The organism is Leclercia sp. UBA1284 (assembly GCF_002308415.1).
In the GTDB taxonomy this organism is placed as follows: Bacteria; Pseudomonadota; Gammaproteobacteria; order Enterobacterales; family Enterobacteriaceae; genus Enterobacter; species Enterobacter pneumoniae.
In genome coordinates this window covers 229,391-251,661 of record NZ_DBUS01000005.1, presented here as the reverse complement: position 1 = coordinate 251,661, position 22,271 = coordinate 229,391, and the positions used below count along the sequence as shown (strand labels likewise).

Sequence of the window (22,271 nt, the reverse complement as noted above, 5' to 3'; positions counted from 1 at the left end):
TTACTCCTGATTCACGCGATTAAGCTTGCCCACAGCGGCAGCCATCAGAACTTCCTGGGTGGCCTGCTCGCGAGTGAATTCACCGCCGAGATGCCCTTCGTGCATAACAATAATGCGATCGCTCATACCTAATACTTCTGGCATCTCGGAAGAGACCAGAATGATGCTCAGGCCATCGGCCTTGAACTGGTTAATGAGCTGATAGATCTCTTTTTTCGCCCCAACGTCTACACCACGGGTTGGCTCATCGAGGATGAGAACCTTCGGGCGCGTCATCAGGCCGCGGGCAATGGCCACTTTCTGCTGGTTACCACCGGATAACAGGCCAATCGCCTGATCCATCGACGGCGTTTTCACATTAAAGAGGCGCATAAAATCGCTGACCGCCTGCTGCTCGTCTTTATGTTTAACGCTACCGCCGCCACGGCTGAAGTAACGTAGCGCGGTTAAAGACATGTTCTCTTTAACCGACATACCGAGCACCAGACCGTCACGTTTACGATCTTCAGAAATGTAGACGATGCCGTTTGCCAGCCCATCCTGCGGTGAACGTGTGACCACCTCATGACCATCAAGCGTCACGTAACCGCTGGTACGGGGCAGCGCTCCGTAGAGGACTTTCATGAGTTCGGTACGCCCGGCACCCATTAGCCCTGCCACGCCGAGAATCTCACCCTGACGCAGCGTAAAGCTCACATCGCTCACTCCAGGGCCGCAGAGATTATCCACCTTCAGACGCAGCGCACCCGGTGCTTTATCGAGACGGGGATATTGATCTTCCAGCTTACGTCCCACCATCATTTCAATCAGCGTATCTTCGTTGAGCGTCGCCACTTCACGTTCGGCAATAAACTGCCCGTCACGGAAGACAGTCACGTCATCGCAAATCTCGAAGATCTCTTTCATGCGGTGTGAGATATAGACCACGCCGCGCCCCTGCGCTTTTAGCTCGCGGATAACGCGGAACAGGGATTCGGTTTCGGTATCGGTGAGTGCATCGGTCGGTTCATCCATAACGATAACCTTCGACTCGAAGCTCAACACCTTGGCGATTTCCACCATCTGTTGATCGCCAATGGAGAGGTCACCTACCAGCCGGTCGCTCTTAAAGCGCAGGTTGAGCTTCGCCAGCAGCTTATCGGCTTCGGCATACATGGTTTTCCAGTCAATTTTGCCAAAGCGATTAACAAATTCGCGGCCCAGGAAGATGTTCTCCGCAATGGTGAGTTGCGGGATCAGGTTCAGCTCCTGGTGGATAATGCCGATACCGGCTTCTTGCGAGGATTTGGGACCCGTAAAGGTCGTCTCCTGGCCCAGCCACAGCAGCGAACCGGCATCGCGTTGATAGATACCGGTAAGCACTTTCATCATGGTGGATTTGCCGGCGCCGTTTTCACCCACCAGCGCCATCACGCGTCCGGCGTAAACATTTAGCGCCGCGCCGGAGAGGGCTTTTACGCCCGGGAACGACTTATCGATCCCTTTGAGTTGCAATAATGCGTCCATGATGGCCTCAGAAGGTGACGCCAGCACAGAGAATGATATTCGCATACGGGGAACACTCCCCGCTGCGAATCACCGCCTGACTGTCTGCGGTTTGTTGTTTGAACTGTTCGTGCGTTGTGTAACGAATTTCTATGGTGTTTCCCTGGTGTTGTTGCAGTTGCTCAATGTGGCTGAGCAACGTTTCGTGGAGTTGCGGATTATTTTGTTTAATCTCCGTCGCGAGAATGGCCGCCTCAACCTGCATCTCCGCCGTCACCACTTCCAGTACCTGCATAAACGAGGGGACACCCTGCGTTAATGCCATATCAATACGGGTTGTGCTGCGGGGAACCGGTAAGCCTGCATCGCAAACCACCAGCGTATCGGTATGCCCAAGCCGGGAAATAACCGATGAGATATCTGCGTTAAGTACGGTGCCTTTCTTCATTTTTTTGCTCCACTAGCGAAACGTTTCGCTGAGGTGAGTTTAATCTGAGGCGTGTTCAGAAAACCATCATGACGTAGCAGAATTGTGATCGGCTTCGAAACGTTTCGCTAACCTAAACTGGCGGGGTAAAAAAGAAGACGCCCGGCGGGGGATCGCCGGGCGGAGGCGTTAAATCTCGACCTGTGTACCTAACTCTATGACGCGATTGGGCGGAATTTCAAACTGGTCAGGCGCACGCAGCGCGTTACGCTGCAGAATGAGATACAGCTTGCCGCGTAAACGTAGATACCACGGACGTTTACCGATAATCAGCGATTCGTGCGACATGAAGAACGAGGTCTCCATCATCCGGCAGCTAAGACCTTCCAGACCGCAGCGGTGGAACACCTCTTCGACGTTTGGCGTTTCGCGCCAGCCGTAGCTCGCCACTACGCGCCAGAAGGTCGGCGAGAGCTGCTCAATCTGCACGCGACGCACGTTATGCACGTAAGGGGCATCTTCAGTACGCAGTGTCAGTAGGATAACCCGCTCATGCAGCACCTTGTTGTGCTTGAGATTGTGCATCAGGGCAAACGGGATCACATTTAATGCGCGTGACATATATACCGCGGTACCTGGCACTCGCACCGGCGGGGATTTCTCCAGCGAGGCAATCATCGCTTCAAGGGAGTTACCGTGTTCGTGCATGCGACGCAGCAGCCGGAAACGCTCGCTCTTCCAGGTGGTCATCACAATAAACATCACCAGACCCAGCGTCAGCGGCAACCAGCCACCGGAGACAATCTTATCGAGGTTGGCCGAGAACAGCGGTACGTCGATGCAGAGGAAAGCCACCAGGATGATGGCGACGAGGAATTTGTTCCAGTGCCAGTTGCGATAAGCCACCGTAGTAGAAAGAATCGAGGTCAGCACCATGGTGCCGGTGACGGCGATACCGTAAGCCGCAGCCAGGTTGCTGGAGTGCTCGAAGCTAACAATAACGATAACTACCGCAAAGTAGAGCAGCCAGTTAATGAAAGGGATGTAAATCTGTCCGGACTCCATTTCGGAGGTATGGATAATCCGCATCGGTGAGAGGTAGCCCAGACGAACGGCCTGACGGGTCAGAGAGAAAACGCCCGATATCACCGCCTGCGAGGCGATCACCGTCGCCAGGGTGGCGATGAACAGCATCGGCACCAGCGCCCACTCCGGTGCCAGCAGAAAGAACGGGTTTTTAATCGCTTCCGGGTTCTTCAGCAACAGCGCGCCCTGACCAAAGTAGTTAAGCACCAGCGAGGGCAGCACGACCGAGAACCATGCGAGGCGAATCGGCAATTTACCGAAGTGGCCCATATCCGCATACAGTGCTTCCACGCCAGTAATAGAGAGCACCACCGCGCCCAGCGCGACAAAGGAGACGGTTTTATACTCCATGAAGAAGTGGACCGCCCAGGCAGGATTCAGCGCCTGCAGCACTTCCGGGTTGGCGATAATACCGCGCAGGCCCAGCACCGCCAGAATCAGGAACCACGCCAGCATAATCGGGGCAAAAAGCTTACCCACCAGCCCGGTTCCGTGCTTCTGAATCGCAAATAGTAGTGTTAACACCAGAATCGAGAGCGGCACAATCCAGGTATCAAGCTCCGGCGCGATAATCTCCAGCCCCTCGATGGCGGACATCACTGATATCGCCGGGGTTATCACCACCTCGCCATAAAAGAAACTGCCGCCTATCAGGCCGATGATGACCAGAAACGAGGTCATTTTTGGCGAGGTATTACGCCCGGCCAGAGACATCAGGGTCAGGATCCCGCCTTCACCGGCGTTATCCGCGCGCATGACGAACGACAGGTATTTAATAGAAACAACACAGATGAGAAGCCAGAAAATCAGGGATAAAAAACCGAACACAGCGTCACGTTCAACGCCAAAACCAAACTGACCGGACAAACATTCGCGTAGCGTATAAAGCGGGCTGGTGCCAATATCACCGTAGACAACCCCGATCGCCGCAAGCGTGATTGCGGGTAATGATTGCTTATTCTCAGTGCTCATAGACTAGTCTTTTCGTTGATATAACAAATGTGTGCTTAGTCCCTTGGCCCACAAAAAGGCGCACAGTATGCACGATTCATTGCAAAATCGTACCCCTAAATGCAGTCCGCTTAACGTAACGCAAAGAAAATAGCGCCGCACTTCAGTCTATTACCAGCGCATGACGAAACGTCTATACTCGCTTCAACTAGCCGGATCCACGGCGAAAGGATGCAGAATAATTATGGCTCACACTCATTTATTAGCAGAAAGAATTTCTCGTCTAAGCAGTGCGTTAGAAAAAGGGCTGTTCGAACGTAGCCACGCCATTCGGCTCTGTTTACTGGCAGCACTGAGCGGTGAAAGCGTCTTTCTACTTGGCCCACCGGGCATTGCCAAAAGCCTGATCGCCCGCCGTCTGAAGTTTGCTTTTCAGCATGCCCGGGCATTCGAATATCTGATGACGCGCTTCTCCACGCCGGAAGAGGTATTCGGTCCCCTCTCCATTCAGGCGTTAAAAGATGAAGGGCGGTATGAACGACTGACTACAGGATATCTGCCCGAAGCGGAAATCGTTTTTCTTGATGAGATATGGAAAGCCGGTCCGGCGATCCTGAATACCTTGCTTACCGCCATTAACGAACGCCGCTTCCGTAACGGTGCCCACGAAGAGAAGATCCCCATGCGCTTGCTGGTGGCCGCATCGAATGAGCTGCCAGAGGCTGACAGCAGCCTGGAAGCGCTGTATGACCGTATGCTGATTCGCCTGTGGCTCGACAAGGTTCAGGATAAGGCCAATTTCCGCTCGTTGCTGATTAGCCAGCAGGATGAAAATGACAACCCGGTTCCCGCCGGGCTGCAGGTTACCGATGAAGAGTACCAGCAGTGGCAAGGAGAGATCGGCAAAATCACCCTGCCGGATGCAGTCTTTGACCTGATCTTTATGTTACGTCAGCAGCTGGATAATCTGTCTGGCGCGCCGTACGTGTCGGATCGCCGCTGGAAAAAAGCGATCCGCTTGCTGCAGGCCAGCGCCTTCTTTAGCGGCCGCGATGCGGTCGCGCCTATCGACCTCATTTTGCTGAAAGATTGTCTCTGGCACGACGCGAATGGCATGAATCTGATGCAGCAACAGCTGGAAGTATTGATGACCGGGCATGCCTGGGGTCAGCAGGAGATGCTCAACCAGCTCGGTGCCATATCGCAACGACGCATTCAGTTGCAGCAGCAACAGAGTGATAAAACAGCACTACGAGTTAGCCGCCAGAGCGGCATGTTTGCCCGTAAACCGCACTACGAACTGCCGGATGAGCTGAGCGAGACCACGCTGACACTGTTACTCCAGCAGCCGCTCAAACTGCACGATATGCAGGTGATTCATGTCACCATCGAGCGCGAGCCTCTGGCCCAGTGGCTAAGTAAGGGTGGCGAAATCCGCGGCAAACTCAACGGTATTGGCTTTGCTCAGCCGTTGAACATGGAGGTGGACGGCAGTCTGCATCTGGTGATCCGCGACGTGAGTCTTCAGGGATCGCGCCTTGCGCTGCCCGGCAGCACCTCTGACAGCGTTCCCGACGAAATCACCCAGCAGCTGGAAGCGCTGGATAACGCCTGGCACCAGCAACATACGCGCTTTAGCGAGCAGCAAAAATGTCTGTTTATTCACAGCGACTGGTTAGGTCGTATCGAAGCCAGTCTGCAGGATGTAGGCGCGCAGATTAAACAGGCGCGTCAATGCTAACGCTGGATACCTTAAATATCATGCTGGCTGTGGGCGAAGAGGGGTTAATTGAGGAACTCGTTGTTGCGCTACTCGCCTCACCTCAGCTGGCGATCTTTTTTGAAAAATTTCCCAAATTAAAAACAGCCATTACCGACGATCTTCCCCGCTGGCGAGAAGGATTGCGAAAGCGGATGAAGGACACGCGCGTTCCGCCCGAGCTGACCGAAGAGGTGATGTGCTATCAGCAAAGCCAGCTGCTCTCCACCCCGCAGCTGATTGTCCAGCTTCCACAAATCCTGGCTCTCCTGGATAACGTCCATTCGCCATTCGCAAGCCAGGCCCGACAGCTGGTGGCGGATAACGCCACCTTTACGCCTGCGCTCCACACGCTGTTCCTCCAGCGTTGGCGCCTGAGCTTAGTGGTGCAGGCCACGACGCTTAATCAGCAATTGCTGGAGGAAGAGCGCGAACAATTACTCAGTGAAGTGCAGGAACGTATGACCCTGGCCGGCGCGCTGGAGCCGGTACTGGTCGAGAATGACAACGCCGCTGGTCGGCTATGGGACATGAGTGCAGGTCAGCTTAAACGCGGCGACTATCAGTTGATTGTGCGCTACGGCGATTTTCTTACGCAGCAACCCGAACTGATGCAGCTGGCGGAACAGCTGGGGCGCTCCAGAGAGGCCAAATCAGTTCCGAAGAAAGACGCGCCGATGGAGACCTTCCGCACCCTGGTACGTGAACCGGCCACCGTGCCAGAACAGGTCGACGGGCTGCAGCAGAGCGATGATATCCTGCGGCTGTTACCGCCTGAGCTGGCCACGCTGGGTATCACCGAACTGGAGTATGAGTTTTATCGACGGCTGGTGGAAAAACAGCTTCTTACTTATCGGCTACACGGTGAGGCCTGGCGGGAGAAAGTGAGTCAGCGACCGGTTGTGCATCAGGATTTTGATGAACAGCCGCGCGGTCCGTTTATCGTCTGTGTAGATACCTCAGGTTCGATGGGGGGCTTTAATGAGCAGTGCGCCAAGGCATTTTGTCTGGCGCTGATGCGGGTTGCCCTCGCCGATCGTCGCCGCTGCTTTATTATGCTCTTCTCCAGCGAAGTGGTGGGCTATGAACTGACAGGCCCGGAGGGGATAGAGCAGGCGATCCGCTTTCTCAGCCAGCGCTTTCGCGGCGGCACGGATCTCGCCAGCTGTTTTCGCGCCATTATCGAGCGCATGCAGGGCGGGGAGTGGTACGATGCGGACGCCGTGGTGATTTCTGACTTTATAGCTCAGCGATTGCCGGAAGAGGTGGTAAACAAAGTGAAGGTGTTGCAGCAGGTGCACCAGCATCGGTTCCATGCCGTAGCGATGTCGGCACATGGAAAACCCGGCATCATGCGCATCTTCGATCATATCTGGCGCTTTGATACCGGGTTACGTAGCCGCCTGCTCCGACGCTGGCGGCGTTAATTAAAGAAGGGCGTCGATGCTTTCACGCACCTGCTGTGGCCAGACACCACACTGAACCTGGCCGATATGCGACAGCTGTAATAACAGCATCGTCAAACGTGACTGGCCGATACCGCCACCGATCGTCTGCGGCATTTCACCGCGCAGCAGCGCCTGATGCCACTCCAGCTGCAGGCGATCTTCATCACCCGTAATAGAAAGCTGACGCTTCAGGGCTTCTGCATCGACACGGATCCCCATTGAAGAGAGTTCAAACGCATCTTCAAGGATAGGGTTCCACACCAGAATATCGCCGTTCAGACCCGCAAAACCGCTCTCGCTTTCGCTGCTCCAGTCATCGTAGTCCGGGGCACGTACATCGTGACGCTGACCATCGGACAACTTGCCGCCGATACCGATCAGGAATACGGCACCCAGCTCCTTAGCAATGGCACGTTCACGGCCTTTGGCATCCAGATCCGGATAACGGGTCAGAAGATCCTGGCTGTGAACGAACTGGATCGTCTCTGGCAGGAACGGGGTCAGCCCAAACTCTTTGCTCACGGCCGCTTCGGTCGCTTTGATCCCGGCGTAGATAGCTTCAACCGTTGATTTCAGCGTGCGGGTATGACGCTCGCCATCCCCCATGACACGTTCCCAGTCCCACTGGTCAACGTAGACAGAGTGAATAGCAGTAAGGCGGTCTTCATCGGGGCGAAGGGCTTTCATGTGCGTGTAAAGCCCTTCGCCCGCGCTGAAGTCGTGTTGTCCCAGGGTTTGACGCTTCCACTTCGCCAGTGAATGAACCACTTCGAACTGGGCGTCTGGCAGTGTTTTCACTTTAACCTGAACCGCTTTTTCGCAACCAGACAGGTTATCTTGCGTCCCATCGCCCACACGGCTGAGGATAGGTGCCTGCACTTCTATCAGGCCCAGCCTCTCTTCCAACTGGCGGGAAAAGTGGGATTTAACGAAACTGATCTGGCGTTGTTTTGCGATGTATGCGGTTTTCATATTTATACTCCTGCGTCCTGTTGCAATTGATTAAGCAACAAAAAACGCCGCCATACAATAATCCAACAATAAAATGCCAACTACACTTTTGATTCGTTAAAATAAGACGCTAAAATAGAGCAAACCAGCAATCTACATAAGAAAAACCTATGGAAAATTATCAGATCGACAATCTGGACCGGGGCATCCTGGAAGCGTTAATGGCCAATGCCCGCACCGCCTATGCTGAGCTGGCCAAACAATTTGGCGTCAGTCCAGGTACCATCCATGTGCGCGTAGAGAAGATGAAGCAGGCGGGCATTATTACCGGCGCCCATATTGATGTCAGCCCTAAGCAGCTGGGCTACGACGTCTGCTGCTTTATTGGCATCATACTGAAGAGCGCGAAAGACTATCCTTCGGCGCTGGCCAGGCTGAACGCGCTGGATGAAGTCACCGAGGCGTACTACACCACAGGCCATTACAGCATCTTTATAAAAGTAATGTGCCGATCGATCGATGCCCTGCAGCAGGTACTTATCAACAAGATCCAAACAATCGATGAAATCCAGTCCACCGAAACCTTGATCTCCCTGCAGAACCCGATCATGCGTACCATCCGCCCTTGATCGGGAAAAATTATTCCCACATTTTCCACAGGTAGATCCCAGCTCGCTCACAGCGTACAATGTTTCCCTCTTTATATGAGCGAGCGATCCATGGCAGACATTACTCTTATCAGCGGTAGCACCCTTGGCGGTGCAGAATATGTTGCAGAGCACCTGGCTGAAAAGCTGGAAGAGGCCGGTTTTTCTACTGAAACCCTGCACGGGCCGTTGCTTGAGGATCTCTCTGTGGAGGGGATCTGGCTGTTGATCACCTCGACCCATGGTGCGGGGGATCTCCCCGATAACCTCCAGCCCCTCTATGATGAACTGCAGGAACAGCAGCCAGACCTCTCCGGCGTGCGTTTCGGTTCGATTGGTATTGGCAGCCGCGAATATGACACCTTCTGTGGTGCGGTGGACAAAGTTGATGCCGCATTTACCGCCTGTGGGGCAAAACAGATTGGCGATACGCTGAAGATCAACGTCCTCGATCATGACATTCCGGAAGATCCAGCCGAAGAATGGTTGGGTAAATGGAAAAATTTACTCAAAAACGATTAAAGATCGCGCGAACAGATGTGGATAACTCTGGTTAAAAGCTTGGATTAACCCGTAGTTATCCCACTAACAACCTTCGATTACTTTTTGTGCTGTGTATAACATCGCGATCTGATCCCAGCTTATACGTCGTAGGATCACCGATCATTCACAGCAAACGATCCTCTCTAACCGCATGATCTTATTTGTGAGATCCGGCTTATCCACAAGATCCGGCGATCCTAATAAGAGATCACAATAGAACAGATCTCTAAAGAAAGAGATCTTCTTTTTAATAGTCCAGGATCCCAGTGCTTTCTCGAAAGACTAAAGTTGAGTAGAATCCTCGGCCCGGGCTTCAATCCATTTTCAAACCGCTTTATGCGAGGCAGACCACCATGTTTTATCAGGATCCTTTTGACGTCATCATCATTGGCGGGGGTCATGCAGGCACTGAGGCCGCGATGGCCGCAGCGCGAATGGGTCAACAGACCCTGCTTTTGACTCACAATATCGACACGCTGGGACAGATGTCCTGCAATCCGGCGATTGGCGGCATTGGGAAAGGACACCTGGTAAAAGAAGTGGATGCGCTTGGCGGCCTGATGGCAAAAGCGATCGATCAGGCCGGCATTCAGTTTAGGATACTAAACGCAAGCAAAGGCCCAGCCGTCCGTGCGACCCGTGCTCAGGCAGACCGCGTGCTCTACCGTCAGGCGGTACGCACCGCGCTGGAGAATCAACCGAACCTGATGATCTTCCAGCAGGCGGTTGAGGATCTGATTGTGGAAAACGATCGTGTCGTCGGTGCCGTAACCCAGATGGGGCTGAAATTCCGCGCGAAATCCGTGGTACTGACAGTGGGCACTTTCCTGGATGGCAAAATTCATATTGGAATGGATAACTACAGCGGTGGCCGTGCTGGCGATCCGCCGTCCATTTCGTTGTCGCGCCGTCTGCGTGAGCTGCCGCTGCGCGTTAATCGCCTGAAAACGGGGACACCGCCGCGTATTGACGCTCGTACCATCGATTTCAGCGTACTGGCGCAACAGCATGGTGATAACCCGATGCCGGTCTTCTCGTTCATGGGCAATGCGGCTCAACACCCGCAGCAGGTGCCGTGCTATATCACGCACACCAATGAAAAAACCCACGACGTGATCCGTAATAACCTTGATCGTAGCCCGATGTATGCCGGTGTGATCGAAGGGATCGGCCCGCGCTACTGCCCGTCGATCGAAGACAAGGTCATGCGCTTCGCCGATCGTAACCAACACCAGATCTTCCTCGAACCGGAAGGGCTGACCTCCAACGAAATTTACCCGAACGGTATCTCCACCAGCCTGCCGTTCGATGTACAGATGCAGATTGTGCGCTCCATGCAGGGCATGGAAAACGCGAAGATTGTGCGTCCTGGCTACGCCATTGAGTACGATTTCTTCGATCCGCGCGACCTGAAACCTACCCTCGAGAGCAAATACATCGAGGGGCTGTTCTTTGCCGGCCAGATCAATGGGACCACCGGTTACGAAGAGGCTGCCGCTCAGGGGTTACTGGCCGGTCTCAACGCAGCCCGCTTCTCCGCCGAAAAAGAGGGCTGGGCTCCGCGTCGCGATCAGGCATACCTTGGCGTGCTGGTGGACGATCTCTGTACGCTCGGGACCAAAGAGCCGTACCGCATGTTTACCTCCCGAGCGGAATACCGCCTGATGCTGCGTGAAGACAACGCTGACCTGCGTCTGACCGAAATGGGCCGTGAACTGGGACTGGTGGATGACGAACGCTGGGCGCGCTTCAACGAGAAACTGGAGCGCATCGAAACCGAACGTCAGCGCCTGAAGTCGACCTGGGTGAATCCGCTCTCTGACTCAGCTGCTGAAGTGAACGCTCACTTAACTGCGCCGCTCTCCAGAGAAGCCAGCGCAGAAGATCTGCTGCGTCGTCCAGAGATGACTTACACACAGCTGATGCAGATGACGCCGTTCGCACCGGGCCTGTCAGATGCCGAAGCGGCCGAGCAGGTCGAAATTCAGGTGAAATACGAAGGCTATATCGCTCGCCAGCAGGATGAGATTGAAAAACAGCAGCGCAACGAAAACACCTTGCTGCCTGCCGTCCTGGATTACCGCCAGGTTACTGGTCTTTCCAACGAAGTGATCGCCAAGCTGAACGATCACAAGCCGGTCTCAATCGGTCAGGCATCGCGTATCTCTGGCGTGACGCCGGCTGCGATCTCAATTCTGCTGGTCTGGCTGAAAAAACAGGGTATGCTGCGCCGCAGTGCTTAAGATTTGTAAAATTGCCCGGTAAGGCTACGCTTACCGGGCGGATCGAACTTTACAGCAGAGGGAGCTGGCCTCCCTCTGACTGCATCTCAACAGGTATTCACCGTGCTTAACAAACTCTCTCGTCTGCTGGATGAAGCAGGTATTTCGCTCACCGATCACCAGAAAAATCAGCTGGTGGCCTATGTCGACATGCTGAACAAATGGAACAAAGCGTACAACCTGACCTCCGTACGCGACCCCAACGAGATGCTGGTACGTCATATCCTCGACAGTATCGTGGTGGCTCCCCATCTGGAAGGGGCGCGTTTTATCGATGTCGGTACCGGTCCGGGTCTGCCTGGCATTCCATTATCCATTGTGCGCCCTGAGTGCCAGTTCACGTTGCTGGATAGCCTTGGCAAGCGCGTGCGCTTCCTCAAACAGGTGCAGCATGAGCTGAAGCTGGAAAACATTACTCCTGTACAGAGCAGGGTAGAGGAGTTTCCGGCCGAGCCGCCGTTCGATGGGGTGATCAGCCGTGCCTTTGCTTCCCTGAATGATATGGTGAGCTGGTGTCATCACTTGCCGGGCGAGCAGGGGCGTTTTTATGCGCTGAAAGGGGTGATGCCGGAAGAGGAGATTGCGCTGTTGCCGTCGAAATACGCTGTCGAGAAGAGTGTGAAATTAAAGGTACCGCAGCTCACCGGAGAGCGTCATTTGGTGATAATTAAGCCAAACAATATTTAAAATATTAATAAAAAATGTGGAATTTGTGCTGTTCTTTGGGTGTTAAAAAGGCAGGCGTCATTCGATAACAGGTCTGCCTTAATTTAACCTTGCTGTTACCGTGGATTTTCTTGCCGTTAACTATGGCATGTAGTTAACCAAAAATATAATCAACAGCGAAAGTATCAGCAGGCTAAAAGTCAAAAAAGGTCACTACGCTTAATGTTAAATATTTATTAAGAATGTCAATAAAAGGTTTTTATTGTGTACTGGCCTGTTTTAAAAATAGTTGGGTAAATTCGCCTTTATTTTCAGAAAGATGAATTAAAGCGTTTTAATTGTTTGATTTAAACGACCTTATCGTAAATGTATATTTTGTGATCCCGTGCACGCTTTATCACCAACGTTTGCGTGCTGTTTGCAGTTTTGTATCCGCACAGGCTGTTTGTGGAAAAGTTAATAAATAGCGCTGGGGAAAAATATTTAAACATTTATTCACCTTTTCGCTACTTATTGTTTGAAATCACGGGGCCGCACCGTATAATTTGTCCGCTTTTTGATGCTTGACTCTGAGCCTCAAAGAACGTTTTATACGACACGCGGCATACCTCGAAGGGAGCAGGAGTAAATACGTGATGTCTGTGTCGCTCTTGAGTCGAAACGTTGCTCGTAAGCTTCTGTTCATTCAGTTTCTGGCCGTGATAGCAAGTGGATTGCTGTTCAGCCTTAAAGACCCCTTCTGGGGCATCTCTGCGTTAAGCGGAGGTTTGGCGGTGGTTCTGCCAAACATGCTGTTTATGATTTTTGCCTGGCGTCATCAGGCGCATACACCTGCCAAAGGCCGCATGGCCTGGTCCTTCGCTCTGGGCGAAGTGTGTAAGGTGTTGCTGACCTTTGCCCTCCTGGTGGTGGCGCTGGCTGTTTTTAAAGTGGTATTTCTGCCGCTGATAGTGACGTGGGTTTTGGTGCTGGTGGTACAAATTCTGGCGCCAGCTGTAATCAATAACAAAGGGTAAAAGGCATCATGGCTTCAGAAAATATGACGCCGCAGGATTACATAGGTCACCATCTGAACAACCTTCAGATCGACCTGCGTACATTCTCGCTGGTGGATCCGCATAACCCCCCGGCCACCTTCTGGACGATTAATATCGACTCCATGTTCTTCTCGGTGGTACTGGGTCTGTTGTTCCTGGCCATTTTCCGTGGCGTAGCGAAACGCGCGACCAGCGGTGTTCCCGGGAAATTCCAGACTTTCATCGAAATGATCATTGGCTTCGTCCATGGCAGCGTCAAAGACATGTACCACGGTAAGAGCAAGGTTATTGCTCCGCTGGCACTGACCGTCTTTGTGTGGGTCTTCCTGATGAACCTGATGGACCTGCTGCCGATCGACCTGCTGCCGTTTATCGGCGAGCACATCTTCGGCCTGCCAGCCCTGCGTGTGGTTCCGTCTGCTGACGTGAACATCACCCTGTCTATGGCGCTGGGCGTGTTCATCCTGATTCTTTTCTACAGCATCAAAATGAAAGGTGTAGGCGGCTTCGTGAAAGAGCTTACCCTGCAGCCGTTCAACCACTGGGCGTTCATTCCAATCAACTTGATTCTGGAAGGCGTTAGCCTGCTGTCCAAACCGATCTCTCTCGGTCTGCGACTGTTCGGCAACATGTATGCGGGTGAGCTGATTTTCATTCTGATCGCGGGTCTTCTGCCGTGGTGGTCACAGTGGGTTCTGAATGTGCCATGGGCCATTTTCCACATCCTGATTATTACGCTGCAAGCCTTTATCTTCATGGTTCTGACGATCGTCTATCTGTCGATGGCGTCTGAAGAGCACTGATTTTTTTACCAACACTACTACGTTTTAACTGAAACAAACTGGAGACTGTCATGGAAAACCTGAATATGGATCTGCTGTACATGGCTGCCGCTGTGATGATGGGTCTGGCGGCGATCGGTGCTGCGATCGGTATCGGCATCCTCGGGGGTAAATTCCTGGAAGGCGCAGCGCGTCAGCCGGATCTGATTCCTCTGCTGCGTACTCAGTTCTTTATCGTTATGGGTCTGGTGGATGCTATCCCGATGATCGCTGTAGGTCTGGGTCTGTACGTGATGTTTGCTGTCGCGTAGTAAGCAGTATTAAACACCCTAAGCCACAGTTGTAAATTTAAAGAGGTATTGTGCTGTGAACATGAACGCAACAATCCTCGGCCAGGCCATCGCGTTTGTTATCTTTGTCTGGTTCTGCATGAAGTATGTATGGCCGCCTTTAATGGCTGCCATCGAAAAACGTCAGAAAGAAATTGCTGACGGTCTGGCTTCTGCAGAACGCGCTAAGAAAGATTTGGACCTTGCACAGGCCAACGCGACCGACCAGCTGAAAAAAGCGAAAGCGGAAGCCCAGGTAATCATCGAGCAGGCGAACAAACGTCGTTCTCAGATCCTGGACGAAGCAAAAGCTGAAGCAGAACAGGAACGCACTAAAATCGTGACGCAAGCGCAGGCTGAAATTGAAGCCGAGCGTAAACGTGCTCGCGAAGAACTGCGTAAGCAGGTTGCGATTCTGGCTGTTGCTGGCGCCGAGAAGATCATCGAACGTTCCGTGGATGAAGCTGCTAATAGCGACATCGTGGATAAACTTGTCGCTGAACTGTAAGGAGGGAGGGGCTGATGTCTGAATTTGTTACGGTAGCTCGCCCCTACGCCAAAGCAGCTTTTGACTTTGCTGTCGAACACCAAAATGTCGATCGCTGGCAGAACATGCTGGCGTTTGCCGCCGAGGTAACGAAAAACGAACAAATGGCAGAGATGCTTTCCGGGGCTATGGCACCAGAAACCCTCGCCGCGTCGTTCATCGCCGTCTGTGGTGAGCAGCTGGATGACAATGGCCAGAACCTGATTAAGGTTATGGCTGAAAACGGTCGTCTGCGTGTGCTCCCGGATGTTCTCGAGCAGTTTGTGCACTTACGTGCCCTCAGTGAAGCCACCGCCGAAGTTGAAGTCACCTCGGCGAACGAACTGAGTGAAGAACAGCTTGCGAAAATCACTGCCGCGATGGAAAAACGTCTGTCACGCAAAGTTAAGCTGAATTGCAAAATCGATAAGTCTGTAATGGCAGGCGTAATCATCCGTGCGGGTGATATGGTCATTGATGGTAGCGTACGCGGCCGTCTTGAGCGCCTTGCAGACGTCTTGCAGTCTTAAGGGGACTGGAGCATGCAACTGAATTCCACCGAAATCAGCGAACTGATCAAGCAGCGCATTGCTCAGTTCAATGTTGTGAGCGAAGCTCATAACGAAGGTACTATTGTTTCTGTAAGTGACGGTGTTATCCGCATTCACGGCCTGGCCGATTGTATGCAGGGTGAGATGATTTCCCTGCCGGGTAACCGTTACGCAATCGCACTGAACCTGGAGCGCGACTCCGTAGGTGCAGTTGTGATGGGTCCATACGCTGACCTCGCCGAAGGCATGAAGGTTAAGTGTACTGGCCGTATTCTGGAAGTGCCGGTTGGCCGTGGCATGCTGGGTCGCGTTGTAAACACCCTGGGTGCGCCAATCGACGGTAAAGGTCCGGTTGATAACGATGGCTTCTCGCCAATCGAAGTTATCGCTCCGGGCGTTATCGATCGTCAGTCTGTTGATCAGCCTGTTCAGACGGGTTACAAATCCGTTGATGCCATGATCCCAATCGGTCGTGGTCAGCGTGAACTGATCATCGGCGACCGTCAGACCGGTAAAACCGCGATGGCTATCGACGCCATCATCAACCAGCGCGATTCCGGCATCAAATGTGTGTACGTCGCTATCGGTCAGAAAGCTTCCACCATCTCTAACGTGGTGCGTAAGCTGGAAGAGCACGGTGCGCTGGCTAACACCATCGTTGTTGTTGCAACCGCGTCAGAATCCGCAGCACTGCAATACCTGGCACCATACGCCGGTTGCGCAATGGGCGAATACTTCCGTGACCGCGGTGAAGATGCGCTGATCGTATACGATGACCTGTCTAAACAGGCTGTTGCTTACCGTCAGGTTTCCCTGCTGCTCCGTCGTCCACCAGGACGTGAAGCATTCCCGGGCGACGTGTTTTACCTCCACTCCCGTCTGCTGGAGCGCGCATCCCGCGTTAACGCGGAATACGTTGAGAACTTCACTAAAGGTGAAGTGAAAGGTCAAACCGGCTCCCTGACCGCTCTGCCGATTATCGAAACCCAGGCGGGTGACGTTTCTGCGTTCGTTCCGACCAACGTAATTTCCATTACCGATGGTCAGATCTTCCTGGAAACCAACCTGTTTAACTCCGGTATTCGTCCGGCAGTTAACCCGGGTATCTCCGTATCCCGTGTAGGTGGTGCAGCTCAGACCAAGATCATCAAGAAACTGTCCGGTGGTATCCGTACCGCGCTGGCACAGTATCGTGAACTTGCAGCGTTCTCCCAGTTTGCATCTGACCTTGACGATGCAACCCGTAAACAGCTTGACCACGGTCAGAAAGTGACCGAACTGCTGAAACAGAAACAGTATGCCCCGATGTCAGTTGCACAGCAGGGCCTGGTACTGTTCGCAGCAGAACGTGGTTATCTGGCGGATGTAGAACTGGCGAAAATCGGTAGCTTCGAAGCCGCTCTGCTGGCTTTCGCTGACCGTGACCACGCTCCGCTGATGCAAGAGATCAACCAGTCCGGTGGCTATAACGACGAAATCGAAGGCAAGCTGAAAAGCCTGCTCGATTCCTTCAAAGCAACCCAGTCCTGGTAACGTCTGGCGGTCTGTCTTAGGGCAGACCGCAAGGCATTGAGGAGAAGCTCATGGCCGGCGCAAAAGAGATACGTAGTAAGATCGCAAGCGTCCAGAACACGCAGAAGATCACTAAAGCGATGGAGATGGTCGCCGCTTCCAAAATGCGTAAATCGCAGGATCGCATGGCGGCCAGCCGTCCTTATGCAGATACCATGCGCAAAGTGATTGGTCACCTTGCAAACGGGAATCTGGAATATAAGCACCCTTACCTGGAAGAACGCGACGTTAAGCGCGTGGGCTACCTGGTGGTGTCTACCGACCGTGGTTTGTGTGGTGGCTTGAACATCAACCTGTTCAAAAAACTGCTGGCGGATATGAAAGCATGGACCGAAAAAGGCGTTCAGAGCGATATCGCGATGATCGGCTCCAAAGGTGTGTCTTTCTTTAATTCCGTGGGTGGCAATATTGTCGCTCAGGTGACCGGTATGGGTGATAACCCGTCCCTGTCCGAACTGATCGGTCCGGTAAAAGTGATGCTGCAGGCCTACGATGAAGGCCGTCTGGACAGACTGTACATCGTAAATAACAAATTTATTAACACCATGTCTCAGGTTCCAACCCTCACGCAGCTGCTGCCTTTGCCGGCATCAGAAGATGACGAGTTGAAACAAAAAGCCTGGGATTACCTGTACGAACCGGATCCGAAACCGCTGCTGGATACCCTGCTGCGTCGTTACGTTGAATCACAGGTTTATCAGGGCGTGGTAGAAAACCTGGCCAGCGAGCAGGCCGCACGTATGGTGGCGATGAAAGCCGCTACCGACAATGGCGGCAGCCTGATTAAAGAGCTGCAGTTGGTTTACAACAAAGCTCGTCAGGCCAGCATTACTCAGGAACTCACCGAGATCGTCGGTGGTGCATCCGCGGTATAACCAGGTTAATTCGTAGAGGATTCAAGATGGCTACTGGAAAAATTGTCCAGGTAATCGGCGCCGTAGTTGACGTCGAATTCCCTCAGGATGCCGTACCGCGCGTGTACGATGCTCTTGAGGTTCAGAATGGTAACGAGAGCCTGGTGCTGGAAGTTCAGCAGCAGCTCGGCGGCGGTATCGTACGTACCATCGCCATGGGTTCTTCTGACGGTCTGCGTCGTGGTCTGGAAGTGAAAGACCTTGAGCACCCGATCGAAGTCCCGGTAGGTAAAGCTACACTGGGTCGTATCATGAACGTATTGGGTCAACCAATCGACATGAAAGGCGACATCGGTGAAGAAGAGCGTTGGGCTATCCACCGCGCAGCACCTTCCTACGAAGAGCTGTCCAGCTCTCAGGAACTGCTGGAAACCGGTATCAAAGTTATCGACCTGATGTGTCCGTTTGCGAAGGGCGGTAAAGTTGGTCTGTTCGGTGGTGCGGGTGTAGGTAAAACCGTAAACATGATGGAGCTGATCCGTAACATCGCGATCGAACACTCCGGTTACTCCGTGTTCGCGGGTGTAGGTGAGCGTACTCGTGAGGGTAACGACTTCTACCACGAAATGACCGACTCCAACGTTCTGGACAAAGTATCCCTGGTTTATGGCCAGATGAACGAGCCACCAGGAAACCGTCTGCGCGTTGCGCTGACCGGCCTGACCATGGCTGAGAAGTTCCGTGACGAAGGTCGTGACGTTCTGCTGTTCGTAGACAACATCTACCGTTACACCCTGGCCGGTACTGAAGTATCTGCACTGCTGGGTCGTATGCCATCAGCGGTAGGCTACCAGCCAACCCTGGCGGAAGAGATGGGTGTTCTGCAGGAACGTATCACTTCTACCAAAACCGGTTCTATTACCTCCGTTCAGGCGGTATACGTACCAGCGGATGACTTGACTGACCCATCCCCAGCCACCACCTTTGCGCACTTAGATGCAACCGTGGTACTGAGCCGTCAGATCGCGTCTCTGGGTATCTACCCGGCCGTTGACCCGCTGGACTCCACCAGCCGTCAGCTGGATCCACTGGTTGTTGGCCAGGAACACTACGACACCGCGCGTGGCGTACAGTCCCTGCTGCAGCGTTACCAGGAACTGAAAGACATCATCGCCATCCTCGGTATGGATGAACTGTCTGAAGAAGACAAACTGGTGGTAGCACGTGCGCGTAAGATCCAGCGCTTCCTGTCCCAGCCGTTCTTCGTAGCAGAAGTATTCACCGGTTCTCCGGGTAAATACGTTCCGCTGAAAGATACCATCCGTGGCTTTAAAGGCATCATGGAAGGCGAATACGATCACCTGCCGGAGCAGGCGTTCTACATGGTTGGTTCCATCGACGAAGCCGTGGAAAAAGCCAAAAAACTTTAACGCCTTAATCGGAGGGTGATATGGCAATGACTTACCACCTGGACGTCGTCAGCGCAGAGCAACAAATGTTCTCTGGTCTGGTCGAGAAAATCCAGGTAACGGGCAGTGAAGGTGAACTGGGTATTTTCCCGGGTCACGCACCGCTGCTCACCGCCATTAAGCCTGGTATGATCCGCATCGTTAAACAGTTCGGTCATGAAGAGTTTATCTATCTGTCCGGCGGCATTCTTGAAGTGCAGCCTGGTAGCGTGACCGTTCTGGCTGATACCGCTATTCGTGGCCAGGATCTCGACGAAGCGCGAGCTCTGGAATCGAAACGTAAAGCGGAAGAGCACATTAAGAGCTCTCATGGTGACGTGGATTACGCACAGGCATCTGCGGAGCTGGCCAAAGCGATCGCGAAACTGCGTGTTATCGAGTTGACCAAAAAAGCGATGTAACACCGGCTTGAAAAGTGAAAAGCCAGTCTGGAATCCAGGCTGGCTTTTTTTTATAGTTTCGTTTCGGTAAAAATGAAACTGAAATGTCGTTTTATTATTTTGTGATTTACATCACAAAAATGTTGATCGGTTAAAAAATGAGGCGTAGACTCCTTTTTTGTGAAGCGTGTCACAAAATAAACCTCAATAATTCAGGATGCCATCATGAAACTGATCAACAAAATCATCGCTCTCTTCAGCAACATGAACGTCTCTTTCGGTACGTTCAACCACTAATCTGCTGAATGCCGAGTGGCGCTGCGCTTACCGTTGTGTGATAAGCGATGCGCCATCTGGCAGCGCCTCACCCACGCTGTTCACGCTTTTTCCTTTTTCAATAAAATAGTTCGTCTCATCGATATTACCCACCACTGCATCGTCATACTGCCCCGGCTGTGTGCGCACTGACTTGTTACCTTTGAATACTCCCTGTGTTGACGCATCGCCGTAAGGACTTGGGCGGAAGATAAAGTTGAATCGGTGGTTATCAACGGCCAGGTTATTCTCTACCACTAACTGGCCCGGGTTGAAGTTATCGGTAAATCCATCCAGATGATTCCCTTCCGCTTTACTGTTATGAATCTCGTGTGCCACCGGCTGCCCTTCCCCGCCGAGCTTAAAGCCATTGCTGGTGTTATTGCGGGCAATTGAATTCTCGATCACCACAACGCCATTAGCCCCGTCTTCGATTTTATTAAACAGGTCAAAGCCGTCGTCGATATTGTCGTGGGAATAGCAGTTTTCCAGGCGGTTCCCCTCTCCGACCCGCATTTTCACGGCAAAGCCATCAGCATTGATTTTGCCCGGATCTTCATTGGCAAAAGATTCCGCGTTGACGACCCGGTTATAGCTGGCCCAAAGCGGACGGCCAATCTTTTCCGGGGAAGAGATTTGAATGCCGGTGTCGTCGTTACGGTATGCCGTGACCCCTTCAATCAGGTTGTGGCTACCCTGTATGCGCAGGCTTTTAGCGGTAACATCAATCCCTTTGATATGCCAGTAGCTGGCATCCACCAGCAGCCCGTGCAGAACGGCTTTACCCTCCGCCTCGAGCGTCTTCACCTGCTCAGCGCTGCCGCTGGCGGAGAGTGGAATTTCACTACGGGGGTAGTCACCCGCAGCAAGCGTAATCTTGCCGCCAGGGGCGAGCAGGCTGATGGCGGTGGCTAAATCCATTGGCGAGGCGAGCGTTCCCTTCCCGTCAGCTTTGCCCTCCGGTGCGACATAGAGATGTGAAGCCTCGATGCCGGTGACCTTCTCAACGGAGAAGCGCTGCTCTACAGCTTCGCCGCGGGTGGGGGTGAAGGTGAGGCTGAATAGGTTATTCTCTTTTAGGGTCGCTGGCGCGGAGTACATCTCTCCGGCTTTAACCGGTTTTTCGTTACCGATCACCACTTCGTTCTGGCGCAGGGTAAAGACACCGTCATAGTTGGCTCGGGCCTGCACCTGATAGGGCTCTTGTGCGCTTTTGCTGGCCGAATGGATCTGCACGACTACCGGTTGCGCTTTGGCCTGCCAGGGCTTACTGGCGACGCTATGCGCAGCGGAAGTGGTCAGCGAGGCATTGGATACGGTAATTTTGGCATTACGCGAGGCAAAAAAGCCGACGTAATAGTGGTCCTGATTCTGTACCGAGATCAGGTCTGCGCGCGGAACACTTTTACTCACCCATTCGTCGCTACCGACAGGTGACCAGGCGGTGATAAAGCCGTCGTTAGTACGTTGTAGCTTCAGGCGAAACTCTGGCGTCTGGTTGAGATCGACCTCCTCTTTATAGCTCTGTTTCACAATGGCCGCACCGGCATTTCCCCAGGGCTGCGAGATCCCCTCGCGGGTGATTGCCTGAAGCTTTATCCGATGATGATCTTTTTTATCCTGCGTCATAATGGCATTCATGACCAGGTTCGAGGCGGCCGGAAATTCTTCATAGCCCTCTTTCAGCGGTTGCTGGCGGGGCACACCAATAACATCACGCACCAGCAGGCCAGCACCCTCCTGCGCGGCGGGTTTTGCGCCATTCTCCGGCCCAAACTGATCAACTCTCACCGTCGCCTGCAGAGTAAAGTTTTCGCTGGTGGGAAGCTCAGTGTAGAAAAAGGTGAGTCCATCATGGGAATTGGCAATTTTGCCGCCCCGGCTCTCAATCACAACGGGTTTAGTCAGATCAGCGGCATCCTCTGGCTCGAGAATTTTACCATCGATAGTGACATCATTAACGCCCACCTTTTCCGGCAAAACATTCGAGGAGAAATTGACGTCTGTGGACTGGCCGAACGCAATTGCTCGCCAGACCTGCGGCTGCTCCGCCGCGTTAACAGCACAGGCGCTGCAGATCATTAAGGCCAGAGGTAATTTATAATTCATTTTTATTCTCCTGAGTGATAATTGAGCGCCATTATCATCAGGATGAAACGCCGTTTCTTTTTTCTTTGTCACATTATTGGATAATTAAAACGATGTTTTGTT

At 53.0% G+C, this 22,271-nt stretch carries 20 protein-coding genes; 15 read left to right on the top strand and 5 right to left on the bottom strand.

The window, feature by feature from the left end; translation table 11 throughout:
* From rbsA to kup, 3 genes are all read right to left on the bottom strand, one after another.
* Window positions 1-1,506, bottom strand: coding sequence for a ribose ABC transporter ATP-binding protein RbsA (rbsA, locus tag B3511_RS03205; protein WP_040077689.1), 1,506 nt, complete (start codon window positions 1,504-1,506; stop codon window positions 1-3).
* Between the two features lie 7 nt (window positions 1,507-1,513).
* Complete coding sequence (gene rbsD, locus B3511_RS03200; RefSeq protein WP_040077691.1) at window positions 1,514-1,933, bottom strand: D-ribose pyranase; 420 nt, start codon at window positions 1,931-1,933, stop codon at window positions 1,514-1,516.
* Between the two features lie 168 nt (window positions 1,934-2,101).
* On the bottom strand, window positions 2,102-3,970 hold the full coding sequence (gene kup, locus B3511_RS03195; RefSeq protein ID WP_046886368.1) for a low affinity potassium transporter Kup: 1,869 nt from the start codon (window positions 3,968-3,970) through the stop codon (window positions 2,102-2,104).
* A 223-nt stretch (window positions 3,971-4,193) separates the two neighbouring features.
* Between kup and ravA the strand changes: the two genes are divergently transcribed.
* Both ravA and viaA read left to right on the top strand, forming a co-directional pair.
* Complete coding sequence (ravA, locus tag B3511_RS03190; RefSeq protein WP_286777517.1) at window positions 4,194-5,690, top strand: ATPase RavA; 1,497 nt, start codon at window positions 4,194-4,196, stop codon at window positions 5,688-5,690.
* The gene (viaA, locus tag B3511_RS03185; RefSeq protein ID WP_046886366.1) at window positions 5,684-7,135 is read left to right on the top strand and encodes an ATPase RavA stimulator ViaA; all 1,452 of its coding nucleotides are present in this window, start codon (window positions 5,684-5,686) and stop codon (window positions 7,133-7,135) included. The genes ravA and viaA overlap by 7 nt, the downstream gene beginning before the upstream one ends.
* Here the strand turns inward: viaA and asnA are convergent, their stop codons facing one another.
* A complete protein-coding gene (gene asnA, locus B3511_RS03180) occupies window positions 7,136-8,128 on the bottom strand; it encodes an aspartate--ammonia ligase (protein WP_040077696.1) in 993 nt (330 codons plus the stop codon).
* Between the two features lie 149 nt (window positions 8,129-8,277).
* Here asnA and asnC point away from each other — a divergent pair, with 149 nt between their 5' ends.
* The 13 genes from asnC to B3511_RS03115 all read left to right on the top strand — a co-directional run bounded on the left by asnC (window position 8,278) and on the right by B3511_RS03115 (window position 19,766).
* Window positions 8,278-8,736: a transcriptional regulator AsnC gene (gene asnC, locus B3511_RS03175; protein ID WP_023331653.1), complete on the top strand. Its 459-nt coding sequence runs from the start codon at window positions 8,278-8,280 to the stop codon at window positions 8,734-8,736.
* A gap of 90 nt (window positions 8,737-8,826) precedes the next feature.
* Complete coding sequence (gene mioC / locus B3511_RS03170; RefSeq protein WP_286777516.1) at window positions 8,827-9,276, top strand: FMN-binding protein MioC; 450 nt, start codon at window positions 8,827-8,829, stop codon at window positions 9,274-9,276.
* Between the two features lie 374 nt (window positions 9,277-9,650).
* Window positions 9,651-11,540 (top strand): tRNA uridine-5-carboxymethylaminomethyl(34) synthesis enzyme MnmG, encoded by a 1,890-nt coding sequence (mnmG, locus tag B3511_RS03165; protein ID WP_286777515.1) that lies wholly within the window; start codon window positions 9,651-9,653, stop codon window positions 11,538-11,540.
* Between the two features lie 102 nt (window positions 11,541-11,642).
* Entirely contained in the window at window positions 11,643-12,266 is a 624-nt protein-coding gene (gene rsmG / locus B3511_RS03160) for a 16S rRNA (guanine(527)-N(7))-methyltransferase RsmG (RefSeq protein WP_040077700.1), read from the top strand.
* 614 nt (window positions 12,267-12,880) lie between these two features.
* Window positions 12,881-13,261, top strand: a complete 381-nt coding sequence (gene atpI, locus B3511_RS03155; protein WP_040077701.1) for a F0F1 ATP synthase subunit I — start codon at window positions 12,881-12,883, stop codon at window positions 13,259-13,261.
* Window positions 13,262-13,269: 8 nt separating this feature from the next.
* Complete coding sequence (gene atpB, locus B3511_RS03150; RefSeq protein WP_040077702.1) at window positions 13,270-14,085, top strand: F0F1 ATP synthase subunit A; 816 nt, start codon at window positions 13,270-13,272, stop codon at window positions 14,083-14,085.
* Window positions 14,086-14,135: 50 nt separating this feature from the next.
* Window positions 14,136-14,375 (top strand): F0F1 ATP synthase subunit C, encoded by a 240-nt coding sequence (atpE, locus tag B3511_RS03145; protein WP_000429386.1) that lies wholly within the window; start codon window positions 14,136-14,138, stop codon window positions 14,373-14,375.
* A 55-nt stretch (window positions 14,376-14,430) separates the two neighbouring features.
* A complete protein-coding gene (atpF, locus tag B3511_RS03140; RefSeq protein WP_040077703.1) occupies window positions 14,431-14,901 on the top strand; it encodes a F0F1 ATP synthase subunit B in 471 nt (156 codons plus the stop codon).
* 14 nt (window positions 14,902-14,915) lie between these two features.
* Window positions 14,916-15,449 (top strand): F0F1 ATP synthase subunit delta, encoded by a 534-nt coding sequence (gene atpH, locus B3511_RS03135; RefSeq protein WP_040077704.1) that lies wholly within the window; start codon window positions 14,916-14,918, stop codon window positions 15,447-15,449.
* Window positions 15,450-15,461: 12 nt separating this feature from the next.
* The gene (gene atpA / locus B3511_RS03130) at window positions 15,462-17,003 is read left to right on the top strand and encodes a F0F1 ATP synthase subunit alpha (protein ID WP_040077705.1); all 1,542 of its coding nucleotides are present in this window, start codon (window positions 15,462-15,464) and stop codon (window positions 17,001-17,003) included.
* Window positions 17,004-17,053: 50 nt separating this feature from the next.
* A complete protein-coding gene (atpG, locus tag B3511_RS03125; protein WP_040077706.1) occupies window positions 17,054-17,917 on the top strand; it encodes a F0F1 ATP synthase subunit gamma in 864 nt (287 codons plus the stop codon).
* Window positions 17,918-17,943: 26 nt separating this feature from the next.
* Complete coding sequence (gene atpD, locus B3511_RS03120; RefSeq protein WP_040077707.1) at window positions 17,944-19,326, top strand: F0F1 ATP synthase subunit beta; 1,383 nt, start codon at window positions 17,944-17,946, stop codon at window positions 19,324-19,326.
* A gap of 20 nt (window positions 19,327-19,346) precedes the next feature.
* The gene (locus B3511_RS03115) at window positions 19,347-19,766 is read left to right on the top strand and encodes a F0F1 ATP synthase subunit epsilon (RefSeq protein ID WP_040077708.1); all 420 of its coding nucleotides are present in this window, start codon (window positions 19,347-19,349) and stop codon (window positions 19,764-19,766) included.
* 303 nt (window positions 19,767-20,069) lie between these two features.
* On the opposite strand, the gene B3511_RS03110 is transcribed toward B3511_RS03115, so the two are convergent.
* Window positions 20,070-22,169, bottom strand: a complete 2,100-nt coding sequence (locus B3511_RS03110) for a right-handed parallel beta-helix repeat-containing protein (protein WP_286776537.1) — start codon at window positions 22,167-22,169, stop codon at window positions 20,070-20,072.
* Window positions 22,170-22,271 lie beyond the last annotated feature (102 nt).

What these genes read in the sequence shown, in the direction of transcription:
- rbsA (WP_040077689.1), bottom strand. Translation starts at nt 1,506, where the DNA reads ATGGACGCATTATTGCAACTCAAAGGGATCGATAAGTCGTTCCCGGGC.
- rbsD (WP_040077691.1), bottom strand. Translation starts at nt 1,933, where the DNA reads ATGAAGAAAGGCACCGTACTTAACGCAGATATCTCATCGGTTATTTCC.
- kup (WP_046886368.1), bottom strand. Translation starts at nt 3,970, where the DNA reads ATGAGCACTGAGAATAAGCAATCATTACCCGCAATCACGCTTGCGGCG.
- ravA (WP_286777517.1), top strand. Translation starts at nt 4,194, where the DNA reads ATGGCTCACACTCATTTATTAGCAGAAAGAATTTCTCGTCTAAGCAGT.
- viaA (WP_046886366.1), top strand. Translation starts at nt 5,684, where the DNA reads ATGCTAACGCTGGATACCTTAAATATCATGCTGGCTGTGGGCGAAGAG.
- asnA (WP_040077696.1), bottom strand. Translation starts at nt 8,128, where the DNA reads ATGAAAACCGCATACATCGCAAAACAACGCCAGATCAGTTTCGTTAAA.
- asnC (WP_023331653.1), top strand. Translation starts at nt 8,278, where the DNA reads ATGGAAAATTATCAGATCGACAATCTGGACCGGGGCATCCTGGAAGCG.
- mioC (WP_286777516.1), top strand. Translation starts at nt 8,827, where the DNA reads ATGGCAGACATTACTCTTATCAGCGGTAGCACCCTTGGCGGTGCAGAA.
- mnmG (WP_286777515.1), top strand. Translation starts at nt 9,651, where the DNA reads ATGTTTTATCAGGATCCTTTTGACGTCATCATCATTGGCGGGGGTCAT.
- atpI (WP_040077701.1), top strand. Translation starts at nt 12,881, where the DNA reads ATGTCTGTGTCGCTCTTGAGTCGAAACGTTGCTCGTAAGCTTCTGTTC.
- atpB (WP_040077702.1), top strand. Translation starts at nt 13,270, where the DNA reads ATGGCTTCAGAAAATATGACGCCGCAGGATTACATAGGTCACCATCTG.
- atpE (WP_000429386.1), top strand. Translation starts at nt 14,136, where the DNA reads ATGGAAAACCTGAATATGGATCTGCTGTACATGGCTGCCGCTGTGATG.
- atpH (WP_040077704.1), top strand. Translation starts at nt 14,916, where the DNA reads ATGTCTGAATTTGTTACGGTAGCTCGCCCCTACGCCAAAGCAGCTTTT.
- atpA (WP_040077705.1), top strand. Translation starts at nt 15,462, where the DNA reads ATGCAACTGAATTCCACCGAAATCAGCGAACTGATCAAGCAGCGCATT.
- atpG (WP_040077706.1), top strand. Translation starts at nt 17,054, where the DNA reads ATGGCCGGCGCAAAAGAGATACGTAGTAAGATCGCAAGCGTCCAGAAC.
- atpD (WP_040077707.1), top strand. Translation starts at nt 17,944, where the DNA reads ATGGCTACTGGAAAAATTGTCCAGGTAATCGGCGCCGTAGTTGACGTC.
- B3511_RS03115 (WP_040077708.1), top strand. Translation starts at nt 19,347, where the DNA reads ATGGCAATGACTTACCACCTGGACGTCGTCAGCGCAGAGCAACAAATG.
- B3511_RS03110 (WP_286776537.1), bottom strand. Translation starts at nt 22,169, where the DNA reads ATGAATTATAAATTACCTCTGGCCTTAATGATCTGCAGCGCCTGTGCT.